This window comes from Gordonia sp. CNJ-863, from assembly GCF_001942325.1.
Taxonomy (GTDB): domain Bacteria; phylum Actinomycetota; class Actinomycetes; order Mycobacteriales; family Mycobacteriaceae; genus Gordonia; species Gordonia alkanivorans.
Map to the genome: position 1 here is coordinate 53,612 of NZ_MKKG01000088.1, position 15,378 is coordinate 68,989.

The following is a 15,378-nucleotide window of genomic DNA, read 5'->3' on the forward strand; positions in this document are numbered from 1 at the left end:
GCGGATGCGGTCAGCGCGCGAGGCGAGCCATCAGGCTGGACGCCTCCTGGCTGGCGGAACCCTCGGCAGCGAGGTGTGCCAGGGCGGGCGAGATCTCGCGGCCGTGATGGGCCATGGCCTGCGCGTACAGGCGGCCGGCGCGATAGGACGACCGCACCAGCGGTCCGGCCATGACACCGGCGAAGCCGATCTCCTGGGCGAACTCGGAGTGGTCGACGAACTCCTCCGGCTTGACCCACCGCTCGACGGGATGGTGCCGCGGCGAGGGACGCAGGTACTGGGTGATCGTCAAGATGTCGCAACCGGCCTCGTGCAGGTCGATGATGGCCGACTGCACCTCTTCGGGGGTCTCGCCCATGCCGAGGATCAGGTTCGACTTCGTCACCAGGCCGAAATCGCGAGCGGCGGTGATGACCTCGAGGGAGCGCTCGTACCGGAACGCCGGACGGATGCGCTTGAAGATGCGGGGCACCGTCTCGAGGTTGTGGGCGAGCACCTCCGGCCGGGCATCGAACACCTCGGCCAGCAGGTCGGGCTTGGCGTGGAAATCCGGGATCAGGTTCTCGACGCCGGTACCGGGGTTGAGGCGGTGGATGGCGCGGACGGTCTCGGCGTAGAGCCACGCACCCTCGTCGGGCAGGTCGTCGCGGGCGACTCCGGTGATCGTCGAGTAGCGCAGACCCATGGCCTGGACGCTCTCGGCGACGCGCCGCGGCTCGTCACGGTCGAGTGCGGCGGGCTTGCCGGTGTCGATCTGGCAGAAGTCGCAGCGTCGGGTGCACTGCTCGCCGCCGATGAGGAAGGTGGCCTCGCGGTCTTCCCAGCATTCGTAGATGTTGGGGCAGCCCGCCTCCTCGCAGACGGTGTGCAGGCCCTCGCCCTTGACGAGGCCCTTGAGTTCGGTGAACTCCGGGCCCATCGTCGCGCGGGTCTTGATCCAGCTGGGCTTGCGCTCGATCGGCGTCTGCGCGTTACGCACCTCGAGGCGCAGCAGTTTGCGGCCCTCGGGAGCGGGCGAAGCGGGAGCGGTGGTCTTCGGTGCGGTAGCCGAGGCCGGGGGTGTGGCGTCGGGGGCACCGGGTCCGGGGGTGAGGGGGGACGCGGTCACCGAACCGATCCTACGCTCGCCGTCGTGGGCTTCTCGGAGGCCGTCGGAGCGGCCTCCCGCGGGGTGTCCAGGGCGTCGAGCACGGCGGCCGCGACGGTGTCGAGCAGGGAGGCCACCGAGATCGGTTGTGCCAGTTCACGGGACAGCGAGGTGACGCCGGCGTCGGCGATCCCGCACGGCACGATGGCCTCGAAGGCCGACAGGTCGGGGTCGATGTTGAGGGCGAACCCGTGCAGCGCGACGCCGCGCGCGACGCGGATGCCGATCTGGCCGAGCTTTCGCTCACCCGCGTCGTCGTCGATCCACACGCCCGAGCGTCCCTCGACGCGACCGGTGGTGACGCCGAGGTCCGCGCACACGGAGATGAGAGCACTTTCGAGGCGTCGCACGTACTCGACGACGTCGAGCGGTTCGGCGAGCTTCACGATCGGGTAGCCGACGAGCTGTCCCGGTCCGTGCCAGGTGATGCGGCCGCCGCGGTCGACGTCGATGACGGGTGCGCCGTTGGTGGGGCGATCGGCGTCCTCGGTGCGTTTGCCCGCGGTGTAGGTCGACGGGTGTTCGAGCAGGAGCAGGACGTCGTGGTCGAGCGTGCCGTCGGCGCGCTCGGTCGCGAGCCGGTGCTGCATGTCGTAGGCGTCGCGGTAGTCGACGGTGCCCAGGCGCCGGACCTCGACAGGTGCCGAGTCGGCGCGGACGGAACGATGGGTCATGATGCCGGCTTCGTCGCGTAGGTCAGGGCCTCGCGGATTTCGGGGTGGTTGAACGTGAATCCGTGGTCGGTGAGCACACGGGGTTCAACGCGTTGACTGAACAGAATCATTTCCTCGGCCATCTCGCCGCCGACGCGGCGTGCCACGAACTCGGGCACCTGCATCACGGCGGGGCGGTGCACGGCCTTGCCGAGTGCCTTGCAGAACTCGCCGAAGGGCAGCGATCCGGGAGCACTCAGGTTGACCGGGCCGGCGATGTCGGGGGAGTCGAGGAGGAACTCGATCGCCCGCACCTCGTCGATGAGGCTGATCCAGGAGAAGTACTGCTTGCCGTTGCCGATCGGACCGCCGAGCCCGAGCTTGAACAGCGGGCGGAGCTTGCCGAGCAGACCGCCCTGCGAACTGAGGACCGGCGCGGTCCGGAGCAGGACGACGCGGGTGTCGGGGCCGGCGTTGGTGGTCGCGGCCTTCTCCCAGTCGACGACCAGCTCGGCGAGGAAACCCTTACCGGGACCGTCGGTTTCGACCGCGGCCCGGGTTCCGGTGTCGCCGTAGAAGCCGGTGGCGCTGGCGCTGATGAAGGTCGGGATGCCGAGATCGCGCACGGCCTCGGCGAGCACCTCGGTCGGAGTGATGCGGGAGTCGCGCAGCTCCTGCTTGAATCGGCCGGTCCAGCGGCCGTTACCGACGCCGACCCCGCCGAGCGAGACCACCGCATCGACGCCCTCGAGGCTCTCCGGCGGCATCCCGATGGTCTCGGGATCCCAGCTGAACTCGTCGTCGGCGAGCGCCTCGCGGCGGACCAGACGGATGACCGTGTGGCCCGCCGCGCGCAGCGAGTTGACCAGGGCGTTCCCGATGAGGCCCTGTGATCCTGCGACGGCTATACGCATCGAACGCCTCGACGTCGTCGGGTGCCTAGAGGCCCAGGTCCGCGGCGAACGAGGCCTCTTCGAGGCGCTTCTTCACGGTGGTGAGGAAGCGGCCCGCGTCGGCGCCGTCGATGAGGCGGTGATCGTAGGTCAGCGGCAGGTACGACATCGACCGCACCGCGATCGACTCCGAACCGTCCTCGTCGGTGATGACGACCGGACGCTTGACGATCGCACCGGTACCCAGCATCGCCGCCTGCGGCGGGACCAGGATCGGGGTGTCGAACAGGGCGCCCTGGCTACCGATGTTGGTGATGGTGAAGGTGCCGCCGGCGAGCTCGTCGGGCTTGAGGCCGTTGGAGCGTGCACGCGCGGCGATGTCGGCGATGGCGCGGGCGAGGCCGGCCACCGACAGGTCGTCGGCGTTGTGGATGACCGGCGACAGCAGACCCTGCGGGGTGTCGACGGCGATGCCGAGGTGCACCTTGTCGTAGTAGGTGATCTCCTTGGCGTCCTCGTCGATCGACGCGTTGACGTTCGGGTGCGCCTTCAGAGCCTCGACGACCGCCTTGGCGATGAACGGCAGGAAGGTCAGGTTGACACCCTCGGACGCCTTGAAGTTTTCCTTGGCCGCCTTACGCAGGCTGACGATCTTGCTCATGTCGACCTCGAACACCTGCGTGAGCTGAGCGGACTGCTGCAGCGACTCGCGGGTCTTCTTGGCGGTGATCTGGCGGATCCGGTTGATCTTCTGGGTGGTCCCGCGCAACTCGGCGAGCTCCGGACGGATCTCCGGCGATGCCGACGACGACGAAGAAGATGCGGCGGCGGCCGGCTCTGCCTTCTGCTCCGGGGCGGCGGCCGGCTTCTCGGCGGCCTCGGCCGCGGCCAGCACGTCCTGCTTGCGGATGCGGCCACCGACGCCGGTGCCCTTGATCGAGTTCAGGTCGATGTTGTTCTCCGCGGCCAGCTTGCGCACCAGCGGGGTCACGTACGGCGTCGACTCGACGGTCGGCGGGTTCGACTTCGCCGGGGCCTCGGCCTTCGGCTCTTCCTTGGGCTCGGGCTCGGGCTCCGACTCCTTCTCGGCCGGCGCGGCCGAGGCGTCACCGATGACGGCCAGCTTGCCGCCGACCTCGACGACGTCGTCCTCCTGGGCGAGGATCTCGAGCAGGGTGCCGGCAACCGGCGAGGGGATCTCGGTGTCGACCTTGTCGGTGGAGACCTCGAGCAGCGGTTCGTCCGCGGCGACCTCGTCACCGACGGCCTTGAGCCAGTTGGTCACCGTGCCCTCGGTGACGGACTCGCCGAGCTCCGGCATGAGGACGTCGGTGCCCTCGGCCGAACCGGAACCGGTATCGGCGGTGGGCTTCTCGGCGGGTGCCTCTTCTTCGGTGGACGGCTCCTCGGCCGCCTCCTCGGGCGCGGGCTCCGGAGCGGCCTCGGTGGGCTCGTCGCCCCCGGCCGAATCGTCCGAGCCGGAATCGTCGGAACCGGAATCGTCGGCGTCGCCGATCAGTGCGAGTTCGCCACCGACCTCGACGACGTCGTCCTCCTGGGCGATGATCTTCGTCAGCACGCCCGACGTCGGGGCCGGGATCTCCGTGTCGACCTTGTCGGTCGACACCTCGAGCAAGGGCTCGTCGGCCTCAACGGTGTCGCCCTCCTCCTTCAGCCACCGGGTGACTGTCCCCTCGGTGACACTTTCACCAAGGGCGGGCATCTGGACGGAGAAGGCCATCGTTGTGAACTCCTGAACTCGACGTGGTGGTCTGTAGGGGGTGGCCCGTCGGTGTGTGCTCCGTGGGCACGGGGGTGGGAAGCGGTCAGGGGACCGCCGAGATGGGTGGCGGGTCAGCCACTCATCCCCGCGGATCACCCTACCCGTACGCCGCTCCGCCGACCGGATTCGGCTCGTACTCGCGGGTAACGATTCTCAACCGGCGACGGCATGACATCTCAGCCGTTGGTTGCGATGTCCTCGAGGACCGCCGCGATGGTGCGGACGGGTACGCCCGTGCCGCCCTTGGTGGTGTAGCCCCACGGTCCGCCGGTGTTGAACGCCGGTCCGGCGATGTCGATGTGGGCCCACTGCACGTCCTCCGGGACGAACTCCTTGAGGAAGATGCCCGCGGCGAGCATGCCGCCCCAGCGGTGCGGGGTGACGTTGGCGAGATCTGCGACCCGGGACTTGAGGTCCGCGCGCAGCTCGGCGGGCAGCGGCATCGCCCATGCGTTCTCGCCGACGTCGGCCGACCGGGCGGCGACGCGGTCGCGGAACTCCTCGGTGCCCATGACACCCGGGGTGCGGGTGCCGAGCGCAACCATCTGCGCGCCGGTCAGGGTCGCGGTGTCGATGAGGTAGTCGGGGTCGTCCTCGGCCGCGCGCACGATCGCGTCGGCGAGGATCAGCCGGCCCTCGGCGTCGGTGTTGAGGACCTCGACCGTCCGTCCGCCGTACTGGGTCAGCACGTCGCCGGGACGCTGGGCCGTCGACGACGGCATGTTCTCGGCCATCGGCACGGTCGCGGTGACCGAGACGTCGAGGTCGAGCCGGGCGGCCAGGATGGTCGCGGCGATGACCGCGGCTGCACCGCCCATGTCCGAGGTCATCTGGTCCATGTTCGCGGCCGGCTTGATGGAGATGCCGCCGGTGTCGAAGGTGATGCCCTTGCCGACGAGGGCGACCTTCTTGGTCGCCTTCTTGCCCGTGTGGGTCAGGCGCACCAGGCGGGGGAGACGTGAGGAGCCCTTGCCGACGCCGATGATGCCGCCGTAACCCTGGGCCTCGAGTTCCTTGTCGTCGAGGATCTCGACCTTCAGTCCGGCCTTCGAGCCGAGCGTGCGGGCGCGGGCCGCGAACTCCTCGGGGAACAGGTGGCTCGGCGGGGTGTTGACGAAGTCGCGGGCGATGGCGACGGAGTCCGCGACCGCGATCGCGCGGTCGAGGTCAGCCTTGGCCTCCTTGGACTTCGACTCCACCAGCAGTGTGATGTGTTGCGGCGGTGTCTTCTTCGGCTTCGACGACTCGGAGCGGAACTCGTCGAACCGGTACGCGCCGAGGAACAGGCCCTCGGCGGCGGCGGCGAGGTCGACCGACGAGAGGGTGGTCGCCACCGACTCGAGGCCGTCGAGTTCGCGGGCGACGATGCCGGCAGCCTGACGAACCTGGTCGGCGTCGTCGAGGTTGTCGGCGTCGCCGAGACCGACCGCGACGACGAGGTCGACGGGCAGCGACTCGGGTGCCGCGAGGCGGGTGACCTCGCCGTGCTTACCAGTGGCGCCGAGGGCCGTCAGTGCGGCGGTGATCGCCGCGGCCTGGGCGTCGTCGAGCACGCCGTCGCCGATGGCGAGCGTCGGTTCGGCGGTGGATTCACCCTTGCCGTCGGCCTTCTCGTCGCCGTCCGGCGCACTGATCAGGCCGATGACCAGGGCGGTGTCGCCCTTGCCGATCGAGGTGGACAGGTCGAATTCGGGGCCGCGTACGCGGTCGACGGTGTCGTTCTTGCTCATCCGCTCAACTCTGCCACAGCGCGCCGGATGTCGACGGTGACCGCGGGACCGGCCCGCCCGGCGGGTGCGGCCCGATACCGTATGGGCCATGAGTGAACTCCTCGCCGGACCCATCGCCGACCGTCACGCAGCACTCGGTGCGAGTTTCGCCGAGTTCGGCGGCTGGAACATGCCGGTTGCTTATGCGGGCACCGTCGCCGAGCACACCGCGGTCCGTGAGTCCGTGGCGATCTTCGACGTCAGCCACCTCGGCAAGGCGCTGGTGTCGGGTCCCGGCGCCGCCGCGTTCGTGAACTCGACCCTCACCAACGATCTCGGCAAGATCGGTCCCGGGAAGGCGCAGTACACGCTGTGCTGCAACGAATCCGGTGGTGTCGTCGACGACCTCATCACCTATCTGGTGAGCGATGACGAGGTGTTCCTGGTCCCCAACGCGGCGAACACCGCGGCCGTCGTCGCGCAGATGACGGCCGTGGCGCCGGAGGGGATCTCGATCACCGACCAGCACCGCGACTTCGCGGTCCTCGCCGTGCAGGGGCCGCGCTCGCCGGAGGTCCTCACCGGACTCGGCCTGCCCGCCGACATGGAGTACATGGCATTCGCCGATGCCGAGCTGTCCACCGCCGACGGCGACAAGCCGGTCCGCGTGTGCCGCACCGGATACACCGGCGAACGCGGTTACGAGATCCTGCCCCGCTGGGACGACGCCGGCGCCGTCTTCGACGTGCTGCTCGAGGCGATCACCGCGGCGGGTGGGCAGGCCGCCGGCCTGGGTGCCCGCGACACCCTGCGCACCGAGATGGGTTACGCCCTGCACGGTCACGAACTCAGCCCGGAGATCACCCCGGTGCAGGCGCGGTCGAGCTGGGCGGTCGGCTGGGACAAGCCGTCGTTCTTCGGCCGCGACGCCCTGCTCGCCGAGAAGGAGGCGGGCCCGGCGCGTCGTCTCTACGGACTGAAGGCGACCGGCCGTGGTGTGCCGCGCGCCGACTGCGCGGTCAAGCTCGGGGACACCCGGATCGGGGTGTGCACCTCCGGAACGTTCTCGCCGACCCTCAAGCAGGGAATCGCGCTCGCGCTGCTGGATACCGCCTCGGGCGTCAAGAAGGGCGATCAGGTGGTCGTCGACGTGCGCGGACGGGATCTCGCCTGCGAGGTCGTCATCCCGCCGTTCGTGCCCTCGCACGTGTGACCGCGGTGTGCCGCAGGTCCATGGGCCCGCCTCGCACGCATCGGACGGGCGCGGAAATGCTTTTGCGGCCAGCGGTACCATGGGCCGCATGACCTTGGAGTTCAACCGTACCGAGCATCCCCATCCGGTGTCGGAGAACCGTCGGGCGGAGATTCTCACCGCCCCGGGATTCGGCCGCTACTTCACCGACAACATGGTGATGGTGGACTACGACGCGGACAAGGGTTGGCACAACGCGCAGGTACGGCCGTACGGACCGATCGCCCTCGATCCCTCGGCGATGGTGCTGCACTACGGTCAAGAGGTCTTCGAAGGTCTCAAGGCCTACCGTCAGCCCAACGGGTCGATCGCCGCCTTCCGCCCGGAGGCCAACGCGGAGCGGATGCAGCGCAGCGCCGAGCGTCTCGCCATGCCGGCGCTCCCGGTCGAGGACTTCATCGAGTCGCTCAAGGCGCTGCTCGACGCCGACAACGCGTGGGTTCCGCCGTCAGGCGGTGAGGAGGCGCTGTACCTGCGGCCCTTCATGTTCGCCTCGCAGGCGGGCCTCGGCGTCAATGCGCCGTCGTCGCAGTACATCTACTCCGTCATCGCCTCGCCGGCCGGCGCCTACTTCTCGGGCGGCATCAAGCCCGTCAGCGTGTGGCTGTCCACCGAGTACGTGCGCGCCGCGCCCGGTGGCACCGGCTTCGCCAAGTGCGGCGGCAACTACGCCGCGGCCTTCCTGGCGCAGCGTCAGGCCACCGAGCAGGGTTGCGACCAGGTCGTGTGGCTCGACGCCATCGAACGCCGCTACATCGAGGAGATGGGCGGCATGAACCTGTTCTTCGTGTTCGGCTCCGGCGCCGACGCCCGCCTCGTGACCCCGGAACTCTCGGGTTCGCTTCTCCCCGGCATCACCCGCTCGTCGCTGCTGACGCTGGCCACCGACGCCGGTTTCGCGGTCGAGGAGCGCAAGATCACCACCGAGGAGCTCCGCAAGGGTGTCGCCTCGGGAGACATCACCGAGGTCTTCGCCTGTGGCACCGCCGCGGTGATCACCCCGGTCGGTCACGTCAAGGGTGTGGGCGAGGACTACACGATCAACAACGGTCAGACCGGTGAGGTCACCCAGGCCCTCCGCGACACCCTCACGGGCATCCAGCGCGGCACCTTCGCCGATACCCACGGGTGGATGACGGAGCTGTACCGGGCCTGAGTCCGACCGCAGCACAGACGTTTCTGGCGCCACGATCCGCTGATCGTGGCGCCAGAACCATTCTGGGCGGCGATTCAGATGAGCAGGCCGACGAGGGCGAGGGCGACACCGAGTTCGATGGTCGCCCCCAGCACGTCGCCGTTGAGACCGCCCATGCGTCGCGCGCAGTGCCGCGTGAAGACCCACGCGAACACCACGACCGCGAGAACGACGACGAGCGCCTGTACCACCGCGGCGGCGTCGAATCCATTGTCGCGCAATCCGATCGGGACCGTGGCTACGGCGGCGAGAAGACCCCACACCGGGATCGACAACCGCTGCGTGCCGGCGACGAGGGCACCGAAGCCGTTCGGATGAGCCGGGGAGATCGATCGCCGGGTACCGACCACAGCTCCCAGCCGTCCCAGGGCGATGGCAAAAGCGAGCTCGTACCAACGGGATTCGCCGACGAGGCCGGTCGACCCGGCGGCCTGTACGCCCAGTGTGAGCACCAGGGTCGCGACGCCGAACGGACCGACCGTGCCGCTGCGCATGACCTCGGCGATCCGCTCCGGCGGTCCGTAACAACCGAGTCCGTCGGCGGTGTCGGCCAGGCCGTCGAGATGCATTCCCCGCGTGAGCGCCGCGGTCAGGACGACGACGAGAACGCCGATGAGTGCGGTGGGGAGGTCGGTGAACGACACCCCGAACGCGAGGGCCGCCGCTGCGGCACCCACCACGATGCCGACGACGGGGAGTGCGGACATCACCGCACCGCCCACCGCGCGATCCGGTGTCTCCTCCGCATCGGCCCCCGTACCGACGGGGAGGACGGTCATCCAGCTCAACGCGGTCCGGACCGCCCGCAGCGGCGACATCATCGCGCGACCGGACATGTCGTGGGTGTCAGGACGACTCGGCGGCTTCGGGAACGGCCGCGTCGTCGCGGTCGGTCACCCCGGCCTCGGCGAAGGTCGCCATCGAGATGAGGATGTCGGCGGCCGACTGCACGACCGGCAGCGCCAGGACCGCGCCACTGCCCTCGCCGAGGCGCATCGACAGGTCGAGGACCGGTTCGAGATCGAGGTGATCGAGCGCGATCTGATGCGCGGGCTCCACCGAGCGGTGCCCGGCGATCCACCAGCGCATGGCGCCGGGTGCGAGTTCGTTGGCGACCATCGCGGCCGCGGTGATCACGACGCCGTCGAGGATGACGGGCGTGCGCCGGAGCGCGGCCTGCGCGAGGAAACCCGCGGTGGCCGTCAGGTCGGCGCCACCAACGGCGGCGAGGAGGGCGAGCGGGTCGTGCACGACCTTGCGGGCCCGGCGCATGCCGTCGCGGATCGCGGCGGTCTTCCGCATCCAGCCGTGGTCGTCGACACCTGTTCCGCGCCCGACGATCTCGACCGGCTCGCGTCGCGTGAGCGCACCGATCAGGACGGTTGCCGGGGTGGTGTTGCCGATGCCCATCTCGCCGGCGATCAGCAGGTCGCTGCCGGAGTCGATGAGCCGATCGGCGATCGCCCGGCCGGCGGCCAGCGCCGCGCGGGCCTCGGCGAGGGTGATCGAGTCGGTGGTGCGTAGATCCTCGCTGCTGCGGCGGACTTTGAACGTCGAGAGATGGGGAGATGTGTCGGCGTCGACGGACATGTCCACGACCATCACCGTGGCTCCGACACGAGCGGCCATCACGTTGACCGCGGCGCCACCCGAGGAGATGTTGGCGACCATCTGCGCGGTGACCTCGGGCGGGAACGCCGACACACCGCCGCGCGCGACGCCGTGATCGCCGGCGAAGACGGCGACGCTCGGCGAGGTGATCGGCGCGGGCGGGCACTGCCCCTGGCACGCGGAGATCCAGACCCCGATCTCCTCGAGGCGTCCCAGCGAACCCGGCGGCTTGGTCAGCGTCTTCTGGCGCTCGCGGGCCTCGAAGGCGACCGCCTCGCTCGGGGGCGTGATCGGTCCGAAGACCTCGGCGTCGGTGGGATCGGGGAGCTCGGCGGCGGTCGTGACGGGTGTGGGCTCGTCGACAGGTCCGGGCGTGACCGGGGCGGGAGTCGCCACCGGTGCCGTCAGGACCGGCGCGACGGCGGATGCGGGTGCCGCGGAAACCGTTGCGCCGGTGTGGTCTTCGGCAGACGGGTCGGCGGGCAGGTCGAGTACGCGGCCGGCGACCACGAGGGACACCCGGTCGCACGCCTGTGCCACCGCCGAGTTCAGAGTGCCCAGCAGGTCCTGGAACAACCGGCCCGCCGGCGTCGGGGGAACCAGCGAGAGCCCGACCTCGGAACTGATCAGCACCACGTCGGCGTTCATCGCCCGCAGCGAGTCGCAGAGTTCGGTGATGTCGGCGTCGAGGTCGATCCCCGAACCCGATTCCCAGCCGTCGACGGCGTCGATCCGCGCGGTGAGCCAGCTGCCGAGGTCGTCGACCAGGGCCGGGATGTCGGGTGCCGCGCGGAGGGCCTCGGCGAGGTCGGTGGTCTCGATTGTCGTGTAGCGGGCGTCCCGACGCTGCCTGTGCGTGTTGACCCGCGCCGTCCACTCGGCGTCGGACGTGGTCACCGGACCGGTGGCCAGGTACCGGATCTGCTGATGCGCGCGGAGCAGCGACTCGCCGTGGGCGGATTTACCCGAACGCACACCGCCCAGGACGAGTGTGCGCGTAGCGCGATCGGCCATCGATCAGACTTCGTCGCCGCGCGACACCGAGGGCTTGGGCGCACGCATCTTCCGGAGCTGCATCGCACGGGTGAACGCGTACCAGCCGAGCTTGAAACCGCCGTCCTGCGAGTCGGGATAGCGTTCGGCCACACGGCGATTCACCAGACGGCCCAGGATGAAGCCGTCGACGGCCATCAGGACGACGAAGGCGACGAGGATCAGGTTGGTGAGCGCGGCTGCCTGCGGAACCATGAACATCAGCACGATCAGCAGGATCGCGAACGGCATGAACAGGCCTGCGAAGTTGCGGCGCGCGTCGACGATGTCGCGGGTGTAACGACGGACCGGGCCCTTGTCGCGAGGCATGAGGTAGGCCTCGTCGCCCTCCATCATCCGCTCGCGCTGCTCGAGGCGCTTGGCGCGGCGCTCCGCGGCGAGCTGCTTCTTCTCGTCCTTGGAGAGCGTGTTCTTCAGTTCCTTCTTGCGCGCGCGGGCCTCGGACCGGGTGGTCGGGGGCGGCGCGACGGGCCCACGGCGCTTCTCGGCCTCACGACGCTTGGGGGTCGGGCGGCCCTTTCCGGGGGTGGTCTTGCTGCCCTTGGCCGGCGCGGAGTCCTCGGTGGCCGCGTCGTCGGCGGCGTACGTGGTCACCGTGCTCTCGCCGGATTCCTCCGACGTCTCGTCCTTCTTCCATGGCAGCTTCACGCCTACGAGGGTAGGTGATCGTGGTCGCGGTCGAAACGCGTGGTCGTCGCTTTTCGGTGGACCCTCGCGGGCGCCCGAATCGGTCACCCTGCCGGGTGGCCACGGCGCTCCTATACTTCGTGCTCATGACCCGGGACGGAAGTCGGCGTTTGCGCATCCTGATCGCGCCGGACTCCTTCGGCGACACCATGTCCGCCGTCGTGGCCGCGAACGCCATCTCCCGCGGCTGGGCGGCCGCCCGGCCCGACGACTCCCTCGTCCGCGCACCGCAATCCGACGGCGGTCCGGGGTTCGTCGACGTCCTGGCCTCGCGATTCGGCACCCTCGTCACCGAGGACGTGCACGGTCCGCTCGGCGCGGGCGTCACCGCGCGCTGGCTCTTCGACGCCGCGTCGTCGACCGCATACGTCGAATGCGCCCAGGCCTGCGGTCTTCATCAACTGGGCGGCCGGCCGACCCCGCGGACCGCGGTCGCCGCCACCACACACGGTGTCGGCGAACTCGTCGCGGCGGCCCTGGCGCGCGGCGCACGACGCCTCGTCGTCGGACTCGGCGGCAGCTCCACCACCGACGGCGGCGCGGGACTCGTCGACGCCCTCGGCGGCCCGGAAGCGGCGCGCGAGCGACTCACCGGGGTCGAGATCGTCGTGGCCTCGGATGTGGAGAATCCGCTGCTCGGTGCGCTGGGTGCGGCCACGGTGTTCGGGCCGCAGAAGGGCGCCGACCCCGAGACCGTCGAACTCCTCGAGAAGCGGCTCACCGAGTGGTCGGTCACACTGAACGAGCTCGCCGGACGGGACATCACCGCCGACGCCGGTGCGGGTGCCGCGGGCGGGCTCGGCGCCGCGCTTCTCGCCCTGGGCGGTGGTCGCGTGTCCGGGGCGACCGTCGTCGCCGACGCCACCGACCTGACCGACGACGTCGCGGCCGCCGACCTCGTCATCACCGGCGAGGGCAAGTTCGACGCCCAGACACTCCGCGGGAAGGTCGTATCGGCCCTGCACCACGCCGCGTCGACATCGGGCGCAGGGGGTGCCGGCGCGCGGACCCTGGTACTCGCGGGACAGGTCGCGCTGTCCCCGGCCGAGGTCGAGGAGGCCGGGATCGCGGGTGCGCACGCCATCGTCGACGTCGCCGGTTCGGTCGAGGTCGCGATGAGCGACGCCGAGAACCAGCTCGTGAAGCTTGCGGAGGCGGTTGCCGGCTCTTTCGCAAGGTGATTTTCTCCTGCCGGTCGGGCAGGCGACGAGCGTGCGACGAGCCGCATGGAAACCAGGTCCGAATAGGCGGGAATAGTCCTGGAAGGAGTACGGTTGTACGCACGGGCACAACCGGTCGACCTCCCGGCGAGCGGGGTGTTTCCCGATCATGCGCGGGCAGAGGGCTCCGCGACGTGATCGGACCACGTCACACCGGGACCACACCACTACAGGAGCATCAATGACCGTGCAGAACGAAACGAGCACTGCCACCGGCATCATCCTGAGCGACGCAGCCGCCGCCAAGGCCAAGGCACTGCTCGAGCAGGAAGGTCGCGACGACCTCGCGCTGCGCATCGCCGTGCAGCCGGGTGGATGCGCTGGTCTGCGCTACCAGCTCTTCTTCGACGATCGCACCCTCGACGGCGACATCACCTCGGACTTCGGCGGCGTCACGCTGGCCGTCGACCGCATGAGTGCTCCCTACGTCCAGGGCGCCACCATCGACTTCGTCGACACCATCGAGAAGCAGGGCTTCACCATCGACAACCCGAACGCCACCGGCAGCTGCGCCTGCGGTGACTCGTTCAACTGAGTCGAACACGTCTTCCGACACCGGCCGTATCCCGATTCGGGATGCGGCCGGTGTCGTGTGTCGGGGGAGTGGGTAGCGTGGACAGCTGTCCGACCAACCAACCGAAGGGCTGAGAACGCCAGTGGCAATCGTTGTATGCGGCTCCATCGCAACCGACCATCTGATGAAGTTCCCCGGAAAGTTCTCCGAGCAGCTGCTCGGCGATCACCTCGAGCACATCTCTCTCAGCTTCCTCGTGGAGGACCTCGTCGTCCGGCGCGGCGGCGTCGGGGGCAACATCTGCTACGCCATGGGCCAGCTCGGCGGTAACCCCGTGCTCGTCGGCGCGGTCGGCTCGGACTTCCACGACTACCGCAAGTGGCTCGAGTCCAACGGCGTCGACTGCCGTGGCGTCCGGGTCTCCGAGACCCATCACACCGCTCGCTTCATGTGCACCACCGACGAGACGATGGCGCAGCTCGCCACGTTCTACGCGGGCGCCATGAGTGAGAGTCGCGACATCTCGCTGGCCGACGTCATCGCCGAGACCGGGACGCCGGAACTCGTGCTGATCGGCGCCGACGACCCGGCGGGCATGCTCAGCCACACCGAGGCCTGCCGTGCCGCCGGTATCCCGTTCGCCGCCGATCCCAGCCAGCAGCTCGCCCGCCTCGACGGCGAACAGGCCCGGACGCTCATCGAAGGTGCCGACTACCTGTTCACCAACGAGTACGAGTGGGGCCTGCTGCGCCAGAAGACCGGCCTGTCCGAGACGCAGGTCGCCGAGATGGTCGGCGTGCGCGTCACCACCCTCGGCAAGGACGGCGTCGAGATCGTCGAGCGCGACGGTACGAGCATCCACGTCGGGGTGGTCCCGGAGACCGAGAAGGTCGACCCGACGGGCGTCGGCGACGGGTTCCGCGCCGGCTTCCTGTCCGCGCTGTCCAAGGGGCTCGGCTTCGAGCGCGCCGCTCAGGTCGGCTCGATGGTCGCCGTGCTGGTGCTCGAGACGGTGTCGACGCAGGACTGGTCCTGGGACATCGAGTCCGCACTCGCCCGTATCGAGGGTGCATACGGTGCCGAGGCCGCGGCGGAGATCAAAGCCGCCTTCTGAGAACCTCTTTCGGAACGGGTGGCGCGGGCTTCGGCCTGTGCCACCCGTTTTCGTCGTTTCCGCCGGCGGTGACCGGTCTGACATTGCCGTCGTGATCGACGGTGTGCCAACGTGGAGGCAGAGTCCGTTCTACTGGACTCCCGGACGAGGGGTGCTGTACCCGGTGTGCGACAAGACGGCCCGCAGGGAGGCTGTCATGTCATGGTTGATCCTGGTGCTGTCCGGTGTCTTCGAGGCCGTCTGGGCCACCGCGCTCGGCAAGTCCGAGGGATTCACCAAGCTCGCGCCGTCCGTGGTCTTCTTCGTGGCACTCGCCATCAGCATGGCCGGTCTGGCATACGCGATGCGCGACCTGCCGGTGGGTACCGCCTACGCGGTCTGGGTCGGCATCGGCGCGGTGCTGACCGTCGTCTACGCGATGTTGACCGGTGAGCAACCCGTTTCGCTGATTCAGGCGCTGTGCCTGGTGATGATCGTCGGTGGCGTGGTCGGCCTCAAACTGGCCCACTGACGCGTTCTCCGGGGCGCTTCTCGGCGAGGCGCGGTA

Annotated in this window: 14 protein-coding genes and 1 riboswitch; of the genes, 6 read left to right on the top strand and 8 right to left on the bottom strand. The window is 69.6% G+C overall.

The annotated features are described in order from the left end of the window. Positions 1-10: 10 nt before the first annotated feature. The 5 genes from lipA to BJF87_RS24055 form a co-directional block, all read right to left on the bottom strand. Complete coding sequence (lipA, locus tag BJF87_RS24035) at positions 11-1,108, bottom strand: lipoyl synthase (protein ID WP_075864050.1); 1,098 nt, start codon at positions 1,106-1,108, stop codon at positions 11-13. Continuing rightward, entirely contained in the window at positions 1,105-1,821 is a 717-nt protein-coding gene (lipB, locus tag BJF87_RS24040) for a lipoyl(octanoyl) transferase LipB (RefSeq protein ID WP_075864051.1), read from the bottom strand. Before lipB ends, lipA begins: the two co-directional genes overlap by 4 nt. Then, positions 1,818-2,714 carry a TIGR01777 family oxidoreductase gene (locus tag BJF87_RS24045; protein ID WP_006356819.1) on the bottom strand — a complete coding sequence of 299 codons (897 nt, stop codon included), beginning with the start codon at positions 2,712-2,714 and terminating at the stop codon, positions 1,818-1,820. The genes lipB and BJF87_RS24045 overlap by 4 nt, the downstream gene beginning before the upstream one ends. Before the next feature lie 25 nt (positions 2,715-2,739). After that, entirely contained in the window at positions 2,740-4,434 is a 1,695-nt protein-coding gene (gene sucB, locus BJF87_RS24050) for a 2-oxoglutarate dehydrogenase, E2 component, dihydrolipoamide succinyltransferase (RefSeq protein ID WP_075864052.1), read from the bottom strand. Positions 4,435-4,652: 218 nt separating this feature from the next. Then, complete coding sequence (locus tag BJF87_RS24055) at positions 4,653-6,206, bottom strand: leucyl aminopeptidase (RefSeq protein WP_075864053.1); 1,554 nt, start codon at positions 6,204-6,206, stop codon at positions 4,653-4,655. A gap of 88 nt (positions 6,207-6,294) precedes the next feature. Between BJF87_RS24055 and gcvT the strand changes: the two genes are divergently transcribed. Next, positions 6,295-7,398, top strand: coding sequence for a glycine cleavage system aminomethyltransferase GcvT (gene gcvT, locus BJF87_RS24060; RefSeq protein WP_075864054.1), 1,104 nt, complete (start codon positions 6,295-6,297; stop codon positions 7,396-7,398). Between the two features lie 88 nt (positions 7,399-7,486). Continuing rightward, positions 7,487-8,593, top strand: coding sequence for a branched-chain amino acid aminotransferase (locus BJF87_RS24065; RefSeq protein WP_035752784.1), 1,107 nt, complete (start codon positions 7,487-7,489; stop codon positions 8,591-8,593). A 74-nt stretch (positions 8,594-8,667) separates the two neighbouring features. On the opposite strand, the gene BJF87_RS24070 is transcribed toward BJF87_RS24065, so the two are convergent. Genes BJF87_RS24070 through BJF87_RS24080 form a run of 3 tightly spaced genes read right to left on the bottom strand, consistent with a single transcriptional unit; the run spans position 8,668 to position 11,944 of the window. Next, positions 8,668-9,453 carry an adenosylcobinamide-GDP ribazoletransferase gene (locus BJF87_RS24070; protein ID WP_075864071.1) on the bottom strand — a complete coding sequence of 262 codons (786 nt, stop codon included), beginning with the start codon at positions 9,451-9,453 and terminating at the stop codon, positions 8,668-8,670. Positions 9,454-9,478: 25 nt separating this feature from the next. After that, a complete protein-coding gene (cobT, locus tag BJF87_RS24075; protein ID WP_075864055.1) occupies positions 9,479-11,257 on the bottom strand; it encodes a nicotinate-nucleotide--dimethylbenzimidazole phosphoribosyltransferase in 1,779 nt (592 codons plus the stop codon). Positions 11,258-11,260: 3 nt separating this feature from the next. Next, a complete protein-coding gene (locus tag BJF87_RS24080) occupies positions 11,261-11,944 on the bottom strand; it encodes a DUF3043 domain-containing protein (RefSeq protein ID WP_006356826.1) in 684 nt (227 codons plus the stop codon). A 149-nt stretch (positions 11,945-12,093) separates the two neighbouring features. Between BJF87_RS24080 and BJF87_RS24085 the strand changes: the two genes are divergently transcribed. From BJF87_RS24085 to BJF87_RS24100, 4 genes are all read left to right on the top strand, one after another. After that, positions 12,094-13,164 carry a glycerate kinase gene (locus BJF87_RS24085; protein ID WP_006356827.1) on the top strand — a complete coding sequence of 357 codons (1,071 nt, stop codon included), beginning with the start codon at positions 12,094-12,096 and terminating at the stop codon, positions 13,162-13,164. Between the two features lie 220 nt (positions 13,165-13,384). Beyond that, positions 13,385-13,738: an iron-sulfur cluster assembly accessory protein gene (locus tag BJF87_RS24090; protein ID WP_006356828.1), complete on the top strand. Its 354-nt coding sequence runs from the start codon at positions 13,385-13,387 to the stop codon at positions 13,736-13,738. 121 nt (positions 13,739-13,859) lie between these two features. Further along, positions 13,860-14,831: a carbohydrate kinase family protein gene (locus BJF87_RS24095; RefSeq protein WP_187346541.1), complete on the top strand. Its 972-nt coding sequence runs from the start codon at positions 13,860-13,862 to the stop codon at positions 14,829-14,831. Between the two features lie 117 nt (positions 14,832-14,948). After that, positions 14,949-15,016: riboswitch (guanidine-III (ykkC-III) riboswitch) on the top strand. 11 nt (positions 15,017-15,027) lie between these two features. Beyond that, on the top strand, positions 15,028-15,342 hold the full coding sequence (locus BJF87_RS24100; RefSeq protein ID WP_035752779.1) for a multidrug efflux SMR transporter: 315 nt from the start codon (positions 15,028-15,030) through the stop codon (positions 15,340-15,342). Positions 15,343-15,378: the final 36 nt, after the last annotated feature.

What these genes read in the sequence shown, in the direction of transcription:
- BJF87_RS24045 (WP_006356819.1), bottom strand. Translation starts at nt 2,714, where the DNA reads ATGCGTATAGCCGTCGCAGGATCACAGGGCCTCATCGGGAACGCCCTG.
- lipB (WP_075864051.1), bottom strand. Translation starts at nt 1,821, where the DNA reads ATGACCCATCGTTCCGTCCGCGCCGACTCGGCACCTGTCGAGGTCCGG.
- cobT (WP_075864055.1), bottom strand. Translation starts at nt 11,257, where the DNA reads ATGGCCGATCGCGCTACGCGCACACTCGTCCTGGGCGGTGTGCGTTCG.
- BJF87_RS24065 (WP_035752784.1), top strand. Translation starts at nt 7,487, where the DNA reads ATGACCTTGGAGTTCAACCGTACCGAGCATCCCCATCCGGTGTCGGAG.
- BJF87_RS24090 (WP_006356828.1), top strand. Translation starts at nt 13,385, where the DNA reads ATGACCGTGCAGAACGAAACGAGCACTGCCACCGGCATCATCCTGAGC.
- gcvT (WP_075864054.1), top strand. Translation starts at nt 6,295, where the DNA reads ATGAGTGAACTCCTCGCCGGACCCATCGCCGACCGTCACGCAGCACTC.
- BJF87_RS24100 (WP_035752779.1), top strand. Translation starts at nt 15,028, where the DNA reads ATGTCATGGTTGATCCTGGTGCTGTCCGGTGTCTTCGAGGCCGTCTGG.
- BJF87_RS24055 (WP_075864053.1), bottom strand. Translation starts at nt 6,206, where the DNA reads ATGAGCAAGAACGACACCGTCGACCGCGTACGCGGCCCCGAATTCGAC.
- BJF87_RS24070 (WP_075864071.1), bottom strand. Translation starts at nt 9,453, where the DNA reads ATGATGTCGCCGCTGCGGGCGGTCCGGACCGCGTTGAGCTGGATGACC.
- sucB (WP_075864052.1), bottom strand. Translation starts at nt 4,434, where the DNA reads ATGGCCTTCTCCGTCCAGATGCCCGCCCTTGGTGAAAGTGTCACCGAG.